At 52.8% G+C, this 13,250-nt stretch carries 6 protein-coding genes, 1 tRNA gene and 4 rRNA genes; 5 read left to right on the top strand and 6 right to left on the bottom strand.

Annotated elements, in window-relative coordinates; translation table 11 throughout:
- Window positions 1–347 precede the first annotated feature (347 nt).
- Both dusB and fis read left to right on the top strand, forming a co-directional pair.
- Window positions 348–1,313 (top strand): tRNA dihydrouridine synthase DusB, encoded by a 966-nt coding sequence (dusB, locus tag B8P98_RS02320; RefSeq protein WP_004144972.1) that lies wholly within the window; start codon window positions 348–350, stop codon window positions 1,311–1,313.
- Between the two features lie 24 nt (window positions 1,314–1,337).
- Window positions 1,338–1,634 carry a DNA-binding transcriptional regulator Fis gene (gene fis / locus B8P98_RS02315; protein ID WP_000462905.1) on the top strand — a complete coding sequence of 99 codons (297 nt, stop codon included), beginning with the start codon at window positions 1,338–1,340 and terminating at the stop codon, window positions 1,632–1,634.
- Between the two features lie 84 nt (window positions 1,635–1,718).
- Here fis and envR read toward each other — a convergent pair whose 3' ends face one another.
- Window positions 1,719–2,372, bottom strand: coding sequence for an acrEF/envCD operon transcriptional regulator (gene envR / locus B8P98_RS02310; RefSeq protein ID WP_025713003.1), 654 nt, complete (start codon window positions 2,370–2,372; stop codon window positions 1,719–1,721).
- A gap of 378 nt (window positions 2,373–2,750) precedes the next feature.
- On the opposite strand from envR, the gene B8P98_RS02305 reads away from it, so the two are divergent.
- The 3 genes from B8P98_RS02305 (at window position 2,751) to B8P98_RS02295 (ending at window position 7,527) form a co-directional block, all read left to right on the top strand.
- Window positions 2,751–3,890, top strand: coding sequence for an efflux RND transporter periplasmic adaptor subunit (locus B8P98_RS02305; RefSeq protein WP_025713002.1), 1,140 nt, complete (start codon window positions 2,751–2,753; stop codon window positions 3,888–3,890).
- Window positions 3,891–3,902: 12 nt separating this feature from the next.
- A complete protein-coding gene (locus B8P98_RS02300; protein WP_095032686.1) occupies window positions 3,903–7,013 on the top strand; it encodes an efflux RND transporter permease subunit in 3,111 nt (1,036 codons plus the stop codon).
- Between the two features lie 292 nt (window positions 7,014–7,305).
- On the top strand, window positions 7,306–7,527 hold the full coding sequence (locus B8P98_RS02295; RefSeq protein ID WP_004206262.1) for a putative periplasmic lipoprotein: 222 nt from the start codon (window positions 7,306–7,308) through the stop codon (window positions 7,525–7,527).
- Window positions 7,528–7,969: 442 nt separating this feature from the next.
- Here the strand turns inward: B8P98_RS02295 and rrf (B8P98_RS02290) are convergent.
- The 5 genes from rrf (B8P98_RS02290) to B8P98_RS02270 form a co-directional block, all read right to left on the bottom strand.
- Window positions 7,970–8,085 (bottom strand): 5S ribosomal RNA (gene rrf, locus B8P98_RS02290).
- 38 nt (window positions 8,086–8,123) lie between these two features.
- Window positions 8,124–8,199: transfer RNA gene (locus B8P98_RS02285), tRNA-Thr, on the bottom strand.
- A gap of 14 nt (window positions 8,200–8,213) precedes the next feature.
- Window positions 8,214–8,329: ribosomal RNA gene (rrf, locus tag B8P98_RS02280) — 5S ribosomal RNA — on the bottom strand.
- 195 nt (window positions 8,330–8,524) lie between these two features.
- Window positions 8,525–11,426 (bottom strand): 23S ribosomal RNA (locus tag B8P98_RS02275).
- Window positions 11,427–11,624: 198 nt separating this feature from the next.
- Window positions 11,625–13,164: ribosomal RNA gene (locus B8P98_RS02270) — 16S ribosomal RNA — on the bottom strand.
- The 16S, 23S and 5S rRNA genes sit together here with 1 tRNA gene alongside, the layout of an rRNA operon.
- Window positions 13,165–13,250 lie beyond the last annotated feature (86 nt).

The following is a 13,250-nucleotide window of genomic DNA, read 5'->3' as shown; positions in this document are numbered from 1 at the left end:
GCCTGCGGGCCGCATTTTTGTTTCCAGTAGCCACCGAATAATGCCAGGAAATGAGAGGCAGATCGCACTATAGCGTACTTTTTTGGCTACAAAAACAGCGTTTTATGCCGTAAAGCAGCGAGTTAATCTAAGAAAAATCGAGAAGTTTTATGATTTTATAAATGGACACAAATTATCCATCATCAATTAAAGTAATGATTAATATAAGTATTTATTCATCCCTTTTACGCTAGTCCCGGATTCATTGATCTGCAACAGAGGATTGCTCAAAGTTTGGCCTTTCATCTCGTGCAAAAAATGCGTAATATACGCCGCCTTGCAGTCACAGTATGGTCATTTCTTAACTCATGCGCATCGGACACCACCAGCTCAGAAATCGCCTGATCGCAGCGCCCATGGCTGGCATCACTGACAGACCATTCCGGACGCTGTGCTACGAGATGGGAGCGGGCTTAACCGTTTCCGAGATGATGTCTTCTAACCCACAGGTGTGGGAAAGCGACAAGTCTCGTTTGCGGATGGTGCATATTGATGAGCCCGGTATTCGTACCGTGCAAATCGCCGGTAGCGTACCGGAAGAGATGGCTGCCGCCGCGCGGATTAACGTGGAAAGCGGCGCCCAGATTATTGATATCAATATGGGATGCCCGGCGAAAAAGGTGAATCGCAAGCTTGCAGGTTCAGCCCTCTTGCAGTACCCCGACCAGGTGAAGTCGATCCTGACGGCGGTCGTTAACGCAGTGGACGTTCCTGTGACACTCAAGATTCGCACCGGTTGGGAACCGGAGCACCGTAACTGCGTAGAGATTGCCCAACTGGCCGAAGAGTGTGGCATTCAGGCTCTGACTATTCACGGACGCACCCGCGCCTGCTTGTTTAACGGAGACGCTGAGTACGACAGTATTCGGGCAGTTAAGCAGAAAGTTTCCATTCCGATTATCGCGAATGGCGACATTACTGACCCGCTTAAAGCCAGAGCTGTGCTCGACTATACAGGGGCTGATGCCCTGATGATAGGCCGTGCAGCTCAGGGAAGACCCTGGATCTTTCGGGAAATCCAGCATTATCTGGACACTGGAGAGCTGCTGCCCCCGCTGCCGCTGGCAGAGGTAAAGCGCTTGCTTTGTGCGCACGTTCGGGAATTGCATGACTTTTATGGTCAGGCAAAAGGGTACCGAATCGCGCGTAAACACGTCTCCTGGTATCTCCAGGAGCATGCTCCAGATGACCAGTTTCGGCGCACATTCAACGCCATTGAGGATGCCAGCGAACAGCTGGAGGCGTTGGAGGCATACTTCGAAAATTTTGCGTAATAGAAATAAAGAGCTGACAGAACTATGTTCGAACAACGCGTAAATTCTGACGTACTGACCGTTTCTACCGTTAACTCTCAGGATCAGGTAACTCAAAAGCCCCTGCGTGACTCGGTTAAACAGGCACTGAAGAACTATTTTGCTCAACTGAACGGTCAGGATGTGAATGACCTGTATGAGCTGGTACTGGCTGAAGTTGAACAGCCCCTGTTGGACATGGTGATGCAATACACCCGTGGTAACCAGACCCGCGCTGCCCTGATGATGGGCATCAACCGCGGTACGCTGCGTAAAAAACTGAAAAAATACGGCATGAACTGATACTAGTCAGTTGCTTGCTTGATATAAAAGGCGCTCTTCGGCATGGGGAAGCGCCTTTTTTATTATCTACAGCAACAGAATAGCCTACTGGTTCACCACCCGCAGCGCCGGCCCCGCCGCAATACGAGAAGCCGATATTACCGCCATAATATTATCCACCAGCGCAGGTGCCTGCTGATAAAGATTAAAGCGTTGCGGGTCGAGTAACCAGTTTTTAATCAACCCGGAAAAAGCACTATGTAAGACGATTAAGATGACTTCAATATTTGTTTCGGCTGGCAATATATTGTTACGTACACAGCGCTGGAGAATCTCACCAATAACACAATAGTTAAAGCCAATACGTTGGCGAATTTCACTTTCTGATAGCATATCTCTGGAAAACTCACAGCGCTGATAGAGAATTTGCATCAGGGCACGCTGGCGAGGATTCTCAGCAATATAGCGCAGCCCGGCAATAAATCGCTCCCGCAAAATACTTAACGGTTCCTGGTCATTCGCTTGCGCTGAGTTTGGCTGAATCAAATCCCTGAGCGGTGGCTGTTGCTGCCACATTTCATTAAACAGCTCTGTCTTACTGGCAAAATGCCAGTACACCGCACCGCGAGTCACTCCCGCGGCATCAGCGATATCCGTCAGGGTCGTGTTGCTCACCCCCCGCAGGGCAAACTGCTGGATAGCAGATTCAATCAGGAGCTGGCGCGTGCGCAGCGCCTCTTCTTTCGTTTTTCTTGCCATACAAGGCCCCACTTCCCGACAAACAGATAATATAGGATTTTCTTAAGACCAATTAATCTAGCATTTGTCATGGAGTATTATTTAGCAAAAATGCAGACAAGTTAATTCTGACGCCACAAGATAATTAATTATTTAAATGAATATCACTACAGAATGCATTCACCGAAATAATGTCTATTTATTAAGTTTTACAATTGCGATAAATCGCAATACTGCCGTGACCATTTTTTTGTTTTTGCGTGCCTTGCTGATTGCTTAAAAATAAGTATCTCTTACATCCAACGGCGTTTATTTGTAGGATGGCAAACTGCTTTTTGATTCCCTCTTTCTTTCACAGATTCGCCGCCGAATTTGGTACGTAATCTATAAGGAACCGCAATGACGACTCACGCCAGAGTGACACTTTTATCCGGTTTAATTATCTCGGCCTTATTGCTAACCGGTTGCGATAATTCGGACAACCAGCAACCCCATGCGCAGGCGCCGCAGGTGACGGTCCATGTCGTGAACAGCGCACCGCTATCAGTCACCACCGAACTGCCGGGCCGAACCTCTGCTTTTCGCGTAGCGGAAGTCCGCCCCCAGGTGAGCGGTATCATCCTGAAGCGTAACTTTGTTGAAGGAAGTGATGTCGAAGCAGGCCAGTCGCTCTATCAGATCGATCCGGCAACCTATCAGGCAGCCTGGAACAGCGCCAAAGGCGATGAGGCAAAAGCTGAAGCCGCTGCCGCTATCGCCCATTTGACGGTAAAACGCTACGTTCCACTACTGGGTACTAAATATATCAGCCAGCAGGAATACGATCAGGCAGTGGCCACTGCACGCCAGGCCGATGCCGACGTCATCGCCACCAAAGCTGCCGTGGAAACAGCCCGCATTAACCTGGCCTACACCAAAGTGACGTCCCCCATTAGCGGGCGCATCGGTAAATCGAGCGTCACCGAAGGGGCGCTGGTCACCAACGGCCAGTCGGATGCCCTGGCAACCGTACAACAGCTCGATCCCATTTATGTTGACGTGACGGAGTCCAGCAATGATTTCATGCGCCTTAAGCAGGAAAGCCTGCAGCGCGGCGGTGATACCAAAAGCGTCGAGCTGGTCATGGAGAACGGCCAGGCCTATCCGCTCAAAGGTTCGTTGCAGTTTTCTGACGTCACTGTCGATGAAAGTACAGGCTCAATTACTCTGCGCGCTATCTTCCCTAATCCCCAGCATGTCCTGCTGCCAGGCATGTTCGTCCGCGCCCGCATAGACGAAGGTATCGATCCGCAGGCCATCCTGGTGCCGCAGCAAGGGGTGACCCGCACGCCGCGTGGTGATGCCTCCGTGATGCTGGTGAACGGCAAAAACCAGGTTGAAACCCGGGAAGTCGTCGCGACTCAGGCCGTTGGCGATAAGTGGCTTATTACCAGCGGGCTGAAGCCGGGCGATAAAGTGATTGTCAGCGGCTTACAGAAAGTCCGTCCAGGCGTCACTGTCAAAACGGAAGCGGAGCGTGCGGCGCCGGCCGCGCAATAAGGATACTCAGCCATGTCTAAGTTTTTTATCCATCGACCGGTCTTCGCCTGGGTACTGGCCATCATTATGATGATTGCCGGCGGCCTGGCTATCCTGCAGCTACCGATAGCGCAGTATCCGACAATCGCCCCCCCTGCGGTAGCGATCTCCGCCACCTACCCTGGCGCAGATGCTCAGACCGTACAGGATACCGTCACCCAGGTTATCGAGCAGAATATGAACGGCATCGACAACCTGATGTATATGTCGTCGACCAGCGACTCCGCCGGGTCGGTAACCATTACACTCACCTTTAAATCCGGCACCGATCCCGATATCGCTCAGGTGCAGGTGCAAAACAAACTGCAGCTGGCCACGCCGCTGTTGCCCCAGGAAGTTCAGCAGCAAGGAATTAGCGTCGAGAAGTCCAGTAGCAGCTTCCTGCTGGTCGCCGGCTTTATCTCTGATAACCCGACCACCACCCAGGATGATATCTCTGACTATGTCGCCTCCAACGTCAAAGATCCTATTAGCCGCCTCAACGGCGTGGGCGATGTGCAGCTGTTCGGCGCGCAATACGCCATGCGCGTCTGGCTGGATGGCAACCTGCTGAACAAATACAACCTGACGCCGGTTGACGTCATCAATGCGCTGCAGGTCCAGAACGATCAGATCGCCGCCGGCCAGCTCGGCGGTACGCCAGCGCTAAAAGGCCAGCAGTTGAACGCGTCGATCATCGCTCAGACACGGCTTAAAGATCCGCAGGAGTTTGGCAAGGTCACGCTGCGGGTCAACGCCGATGGGTCTGTCGTCCATCTGAAAGACGTTGCCCGCATCGAGCTGGGAGGAGAAAACTATAACGTTGTCGCCAGAATCAACGGCAAGCCCGCTTCTGGTCTGGGGATTAAGCTCGCAACGGGCGCCAACGCACTGGATACCGCCACCGCGATTAAAGCGAAACTGGCCGAGCTGCAGCCCTACTTCCCTCAGGGGATGAAGGTTGTTTATCCGTACGATACGACCCCTTTCGTCAAAATCTCCATTCATGAAGTGGTCAAAACGCTCTTTGAAGCGATTATTCTCGTCTTTCTTGTCATGTATCTGTTCCTGCAGAACATGCGCGCAACGCTCATTCCGACCATTGCCGTGCCCGTGGTGCTGTTGGGCACCTTCGCAGTACTGTCGATGTTTGGTTACTCCATTAACACGCTGACGATGTTTGGCATGGTGCTGGCGATAGGTCTGCTGGTCGATGACGCCATTGTGGTGGTGGAAAACGTCGAGCGCGTGATGGTTGAGGAGAAACTTTCGCCAAAAGAGGCGACGGAAAAATCGATGTCGCAGATCCAGGGAGCGCTGGTGGGTATTGCCATGGTGCTTTCTACGGTATTTGTGCCGATGGCCTTTTTCGGCGGCTCCACCGGTGCGATTTATCGCCAGTTTTCGATCACCATCGTCTCCGCCATGGCGCTCTCCGTGCTGGTTGCCCTGGTGCTGACGCCGGCGCTTTGCGCCACACTTTTAAAGCCAGCCTCGGCCGAACACCATGAGAAAAAAGGATTTTTTGGCTGGTTTAATGCCCGCTTCGACCAGAGCGTCAATCACTATACCAACAGCGTTAGCGGCATTCTGCGTGGAACAGGCCGTTATCTGGTGATCTACCTGGTGATCGTCGTGGGGATGGCTGTGCTGTTCATGCGTTTACCCACATCCTTTCTACCCGACGAGGACCAGGGGGTCTTCCTGACCATGATCCAACTGCCTTCCGGCGCTACCCAGGAGCGCACGCAGAAGGTACTGGATACGGTGACCGACTACTATCTGCATAACGAGAAGGCCAACGTTGAAAGCGTCTTTACCGTTAACGGCTTCAGCTTCAGCGGCCAGGGACAAAACTCCGGTATGGCGTTTGTCAGCCTGAAACCCTGGGAAGCGCGCAGCGGTGATAAAAACAGCGTGGAGTCCATCATCAAGCGGGCCACCGTGGCCTTCAGCCAGATCAAAGACGCCATGGTTTTCCCGTTCAACATGCCAGCCATTATTGAGGTGGGTACCGCCACCGGCTTCGACTTTGAACTGATCGACCAGGGTGGACTCGGCCATACCGCCCTGACGCAGGCGCGAAACCAACTGTTGGGCATGGTGAAACAGCATCCGGATCAGCTGGTTCGGGTGCGCCCTAATGGTCTGGAAGATACGCCACAGTTCAAACTGGATGTCGATCAGGAAAAAGCGCAAGCGCTTGGCGTATCGCTCTCCGATATCAATGAAACGATATCAGCCGCGCTGGGCGGGTACTACGTCAATGACTTTATTGACCGCGGCCGCGTTAAGAAAGTGTACGTTCAGGCTGATGCCCACTTCCGTATGCTACCGAGCGATATTAACAATATGTATGTTCGTAGCGCTAACGGCGAAATGGTCCCGTTCTCCGCCTTTGTCACTTCGCGCTGGATATATGGCTCGCCGCGCCTGGAGCGCTACAACGGGTTGCCATCCATGGAGATCCTTGGTGAAGCTTCGCCAGGCAAAAGTACCGGGGAAGCCATGGCGCTGATGGAAACGCTGGCCAGTAAACTGCCGAGCGGTATCGGTTATGACTGGACCGGGATGTCTTACCAGGAACGGCTCTCCGGCAACCAGGCGCCTGCGCTCTATGCCATCTCGCTGATTGTAGTCTTCCTGTGTCTGGCAGCGCTGTATGAGAGCTGGTCGATCCCCTTCTCAGTGATGTTAGTGGTTCCGCTGGGGGTCATTGGCGCGCTGCTAGCCGCCACGCTGCGTGGGCTGAATAATGACGTGTATTTCCAGGTTGGCCTGCTGACCACGATCGGTTTGTCGGCGAAGAACGCGATTCTGATCGTTGAGTTCGCCAAGGATCTGATGGAGAAAGAAGGGAAAGGGATCATTGAGGCCACCCTGGAGGCATCGCGGATGCGCCTGCGACCTATTCTGATGACCTCTCTGGCCTTTATTCTCGGGGTCATGCCGCTTGTAATCAGCCATGGTGCCGGCAGCGGAGCGCAGAATGCGGTTGGCACCGGCGTGATGGGGGGGATGCTCACCGCGACACTGCTGGCGATCTTCTTTGTTCCGGTCTTCTTTGTGGTCGTCAGACGACGCTTTACCCGGCACGTTGAATAATACGGCTATGTATTAAAGGCGCCCCCTGAGGGCGCTTTTTTTTGCATGAAATAATGGCAACCAGTAAAACGCCCCGCACTAAGGTAATCTCCCTCGCATGCTGTATCGCTGAGTCACGACCTTTCTCTCCATCTTTTCTGCATATTCCCCTGCTTATCTTCACGATATTTACGTGGCTCATATATTGAGATGATTTCGGCATCCGGGCCGGACAAAGGGTGGTGATAAAATAAGCCATTCCGTTCTGCACTGGCTTTCAGTGCAATCCCGCGGATTATCCAGAGGTAATATCATGAAAAAGTATTTAATCGTGGCGCTGCTGGCCTCTCTGCTGGCAGGCTGTGCCCATGACTCTCCCTGCGTACCGGTTTATGACTCGCAAGGCCGCTTAGTCCACACTAATACCTGTATGAAAGGCACAACAGAAGACAACTGGGACACCGCAGGCGCGATCGCCGGGGGTGCCGCCGCGGTAGCCGGTCTCACATTAGGGATCGTCGCACTGACCCGTTAGGTCTCTTCCAGGGAAGCAGATACAGGACAGGAGCATAGCCTGTATCTGCTTCCCACCATTCTAACCGATTGTCCAGACTCTCCCTGACGACAGTTCGCCAGCTTTATTAGCCTTTGCGGTTATCAGAGATCCCACCCTGGTAAAGAGTCTCCCATCGCTACCAGGAAACTTTCGGCTTCAGGCTTAAGGCTTCAGGCTTCAGGCTTCAGGCTTCAGGGACAATATATGCAAAAGGCCCAGTCTTTCGACAGGGCCTTTATTCTGTATCGCGGGCAATGATGGCGAACATCCAGTCCCCCTTCCCCGGGCCGTTGCTGCGCAACGTTCATACCGGTACCTGGCAGATCTTCCCTGGGCAGAGGCGCTTCTCATCGGCAAACAGAGCAGAGAAAACAAAAGCAAAAGGCCCAGTCTTTCGACTGGGCCTTTTGCTTTATTTGATGCCTGGCGATTCCCTACTCTCACATGGGGAGACCCCACACTACCATCGGCGCTACGACGTTTCACTTCTGAGTTCGGCATGGGGTCAGGTGGGACCGCCGTGCTATTGTCGCCAGGCAAATTCTTTACAACGTGCCGAACTTTAACCTAAAAAGTGGTGCTGATACCCAGAGTCGAACTGGGGACCTCACCCTTACCAAGGGTGCGCTCTACCAACTGAGCCATATCAGCACGCTAAATTTGATGCCTGGCAGTTCCCTACTCTCACATGGGGAGACCCCACACTACCATCGGCGCTACGGCGTTTCACTTCTGAGTTCGGCATGGGGTCAGGTGGGACCACCGCGCTAGTGCCGCCAGGCAAATTCTTTGTGCTCAGTACGCAATTCTTTATCGCATCAGCCGCGTTGCCTGCGCTCGTAAAGTCAGTCACATACTTCAGTATGCTCCTTCCTTTCCTTCGCTTGCCGCCTTGCTGCTGCGCAAATTATTGCGTACTCAACTCTGAATCTAAGCTGAAAATTCTCTCAAATCGCCAAAACATCTTCGGCGTTGTAAGGTTAAGCCTCACGGTTCATTAGTACCGGTTAGCTCAACGCATCGCTGCGCTTACACACCCGGCCTATCAACGTCGTCGTCTTCAACGTTCCTTCAGGAGACTTATAGTCTCAGGGAGAACTCATCTCGGGGCAAGTTTCGTGCTTAGATGCTTTCAGCACTTATCTCTTCCGCATTTAGCTACCGGGCAGTGCCATTGGCATGACAACCCGAACACCAGTGATGCGTCCACTCCGGTCCTCTCGTACTAGGAGCAGCCCCCCTCAATTCTCCAGCGCCCACGGCAGATAGGGACCGAACTGTCTCACGACGTTCTAAACCCAGCTCGCGTACCACTTTAAATGGCGAACAGCCATACCCTTGGGACCTACTTCAGCCCCAGGATGTGATGAGCCGACATCGAGGTGCCAAACACCGCCGTCGATATGAACTCTTGGGCGGTATCAGCCTGTTATCCCCGGAGTACCTTTTATCCGTTGAGCGATGGCCCTTCCATTCAGAACCACCGGATCACTATGACCTGCTTTCGCACCTGCTCGCGCCGTCACGCTCGCAGTCAAGCTAGCTTATGCCATTGCACTAACCTCCTGATGTCCGACCAGGATTAGCTAACCTTCGTGCTCCTCCGTTACGCTTTGGGAGGAGACCGCCCCAGTCAAACTACCCACCAGACACTGTCCGCAACCCCGATAAGGGGCCAACGTTAGAACATCAAACATTAAAGGGTGGTATTTCAAGGTTGGCTCCACGCAGACTGGCGTCCACGCTTCAAAGCCTCCCACCTATCCTACACATCAAGGCTCAATGTTCAGTGTCAAGCTATAGTAAAGGTTCACGGGGTCTTTCCGTCTTGCCGCGGGTACACTGCATCTTCACAGCGAGTTCAATTTCACTGAGTCTCGGGTGGAGACAGCCTGGCCATCATTACGCCATTCGTGCAGGTCGGAACTTACCCGACAAGGAATTTCGCTACCTTAGGACCGTTATAGTTACGGCCGCCGTTTACCGGGGCTTCGATCAAGAGCTTCTCCTTACGGATAACCCCATCAATTAACCTTCCGGCACCGGGCAGGCGTCACACCGTATACGTCCACTTTCGTGTTTGCACAGTGCTGTGTTTTTAATAAACAGTTGCAGCCAGCTGGTATCTTCGACTGGTCTCAGCTCCGTCCGCAGGGACTTCACCTACACACCAGCGTGCCTTCTCCCGAAGTTACGGCACCATTTTGCCTAGTTCCTTCACCCGAGTTCTCTCAAGCGCCTTGGTATTCTCTACCTGACCACCTGTGTCGGTTTGGGGTACGATTTGATGTTACCTGATGCTTAGAGGCTTTTCCTGGAAGCAGGGCATCTGTCACTTCAGTACCGTGGTACCTCGTCATCACACCTCAGCCTTGATTATCCGGATTTGCCTGGATAACCAGCCTACATGCTTAAACCGGGACAACCGTCGCCCGGATGACATAGCCTTCTCCGTCCCCCCTTCGCAGTAACACCAAGTACAGGAATATTAACCTGTTTCCCATCGACTACGCCTTTCGGCCTCGCCTTAGGGGTCGACTCACCCTGCCCCGATTAACGTTGGACAGGAACCCTTGGTCTTCCGGCGAGCGGGCTTTTCACCCGCTTTATCGTTACTTATGTCAGCATTCGCACTTCTGATACCTCCAGCAGCCCTCACAGGCCACCTTCACAGGCTTACAGAACGCTCCCCTACCCAACAACACATAGTGTCGCTGCCGCAGCTTCGGTGCATGGTTTAGCCCCGTTACATCTTCCGCGCAGGCCGACTCGACCAGTGAGCTATTACGCTTTCTTTAAATGATGGCTGCTTCTAAGCCAACATCCTGGCTGTCTGGGCCTTCCCACATCGTTTCCCACTTAACCATGACTTTGGGACCTTAGCTGGCGGTCTGGGTTGTTTCCCTCTTCACGACGGACGTTAGCACCCGCCGTGTGTCTCCCGTGATAACATTCTTCGGTATTCGTAGTTTGCATCGGGTTGGTAAGTCGGGATGACCCCCTAGCCGAAACAGTGCTCTACCCCCGAAGATGAGTTCACGAGGCGCTACCTAAATAGCTTTCGGGGAGAACCAGCTATCTCCCGGTTTGATTGGCCTTTCACCCCCAGCCACAAGTCATCCGCTAATTTTTCAACATTAGTCGGTTCGGTCCTCCAGTTAGTGTTACCCAACCTTCAACCTGCCCATGGCTAGATCACCGGGTTTCGGGTCTATACCCTGCAACTTAACGCCCAGTTAAGACTCGGTTTCCCTGCGGCTCCCCTATACGGTTAACCTTGCTACAGAATATAAGTCGCTGACCCATTATACAAAAGGTACGCAGTCACACCCGAAGGTGCTCCCACTGCTTGTACGTACACGGTTTCAGGTTCTTTTTCACTCCCCTCGCCGGGGTTCTTTTCGCCTTTCCCTCACGGTACTGGTTCACTATCGGTCAGTCAGGAGTATTTAGCCTTGGAGGATGGTCCCCCCATATTCAGACAGGATACCACGTGTCCCGCCCTACTCTTCGAGTTCACAGCCTGTGCATTTTGGTGTACGGGACTATCACCCTGTACCGTCGGACTTTCCAGACCGTTCCACTAACACACAAGCTGATTCAGACTCTGGGCTGCTCCCCGTTCGCTCGCCGCTACTGGGGGAATCTCGGTTGATTTCTTTTCCTCGGGGTACTTAGATGTTTCAGTTCCCCCGGTTCGCCTCGTTAACCTATGTATTCAGTTAACGATAGTGTGACGAATCACACTGGGTTTCCCCATTCGGACATCGCCGGCTGTAACGGTTCATATCACCTTACCGACGCTTTTCGCAGATTAGCACGTCCTTCATCGCCTCTGACTGCCAGGGCATCCACCGTGTACGCTTAGTCGCTTAACCTCACAACCCGAAGATGTTTCACTTCTGATTGCGAAAATTTGAGAGACTCGAACACACTTAAACAGTGTGTCGTTTCAATTTTCAGCTTGATCCAGATTTTTAAAGAGCAAAATTTCACAATGCACTTCGCAGTACATTTTGAAATTTATCATTTATCAAACAATCTGTGTGAGCACTACAAAGGCAGGTTCTTTAAGGTAAGGAGGTGATCCAACCGCAGGTTCCCCTACGGTTACCTTGTTACGACTTCACCCCAGTCATGAATCACAAAGTGGTAAGCGCCCTCCCGAAGGTTAAGCTACCTACTTCTTTTGCAACCCACTCCCATGGTGTGACGGGCGGTGTGTACAAGGCCCGGGAACGTATTCACCGTAGCATTCTGATCTACGATTACTAGCGATTCCGACTTCATGGAGTCGAGTTGCAGACTCCAATCCGGACTACGACATACTTTATGAGGTCCGCTTGCTCTCGCGAGGTCGCTTCTCTTTGTATATGCCATTGTAGCACGTGTGTAGCCCTGGTCGTAAGGGCCATGATGACTTGACGTCATCCCCACCTTCCTCCAGTTTATCACTGGCAGTCTCCTTTGAGTTCCCGGCCTAACCGCTGGCAACAAAGGATAAGGGTTGCGCTCGTTGCGGGACTTAACCCAACATTTCACAACACGAGCTGACGACAGCCATGCAGCACCTGTCTCACAGTTCCCGAAGGCACCAAAGCATCTCTGCTAAGTTCTGTGGATGTCAAGACCAGGTAAGGTTCTTCGCGTTGCATCGAATTAAACCACATGCTCCACCGCTTGTGCGGGCCCCCGTCAATTCATTTGAGTTTTAACCTTGCGGCCGTACTCCCCAGGCGGTCGATTTAACGCGTTAGCTCCGGAAGCCACGCCTCAAGGGCACAACCTCCAAATCGACATCGTTTACGGCGTGGACTACCAGGGTATCTAATCCTGTTTGCTCCCCACGCTTTCGCACCTGAGCGTCAGTCTTTGTCCAGGGGGCCGCCTTCGCCACCGGTATTCCTCCAGATCTCTACGCATTTCACCGCTACACCTGGAATTCTACCCCCCTCTACAAGACTCTAGCCTGCCAGTTTCGAATGCAGTTCCCAGGTTGAGCCCGGGGATTTCACATCCGACTTGACAGACCGCCTGCGTGCGCTTTACGCCCAGTAATTCCGATTAACGCTTGCACCCTCCGTATTACCGCGGCTGCTGGCACGGAGTTAGCCGGTGCTTCTTCTGCGGGTAACGTCAATCGCCAAGGTTATTAACCTTAACGCCTTCCTCCCCGCTGAAAGTGCTTTACAACCCGAAGGCCTTCTTCACACACGCGGCATGGCTGCATCAGGCTTGCGCCCATTGTGCAATATTCCCCACTGCTGCCTCCCGTAGGAGTCTGGACCGTGTCTCAGTTCCAGTGTGGCTGGTCATCCTCTCAGACCAGCTAGGGATCGTCGCCTAGGTGAGCCGTTACCCCACCTACTAGCTAATCCCATCTGGGCACATCTGATGGCATGAGGCCCGAAGGTCCCCCACTTTGGTCTTGCGACGTTATGCGGTATTAGCTACCGTTTCCAGTAGTTATCCCCCTCCATCAGGCAGTTTCCCAGACATTACTCACCCGTCCGCCGCTCGTCACCCGAGAGCAAGCTCTCTGTGCTACCGCTCGACTTGCATGTGTTAGGCCTGCCGCCAGCGTTCAATCTGAGCCATGATCAAACTCTTCAATTTAAGTTTGATGCTCGTGAATTAAACTTCGTAATGAATTACGTATGTTCACTCAGAGACTTGGTATTCATTTTTCGTCCGAGGACGGT

The sequence above is a fragment of the Klebsiella quasivariicola genome, from assembly GCF_002269255.1.
GTDB lineage: Bacteria > Pseudomonadota > Gammaproteobacteria > Enterobacterales > Enterobacteriaceae > Klebsiella > Klebsiella quasivariicola.
This window is presented reverse-complemented; position numbering and strand designations above follow the sequence as displayed.

Excerpts from the sequence above, each read along its gene's own strand:
- fis (WP_000462905.1), top strand. The coding sequence starts at position 1,338 with ATGTTCGAACAACGCGTAAATTCTGACGTACTGACCGTTTCTACCGTT.
- B8P98_RS02295 (WP_004206262.1), top strand. The coding sequence starts at position 7,306 with ATGAAAAAGTATTTAATCGTGGCGCTGCTGGCCTCTCTGCTGGCAGGC.
- B8P98_RS02300 (WP_095032686.1), top strand. The coding sequence starts at position 3,903 with ATGTCTAAGTTTTTTATCCATCGACCGGTCTTCGCCTGGGTACTGGCC.
- envR (WP_025713003.1), bottom strand. The coding sequence starts at position 2,372 with ATGGCAAGAAAAACGAAAGAAGAGGCGCTGCGCACGCGCCAGCTCCTG.
- dusB (WP_004144972.1), top strand. The coding sequence starts at position 348 with ATGCGCATCGGACACCACCAGCTCAGAAATCGCCTGATCGCAGCGCCC.
- B8P98_RS02305 (WP_025713002.1), top strand. The coding sequence starts at position 2,751 with ATGACGACTCACGCCAGAGTGACACTTTTATCCGGTTTAATTATCTCG.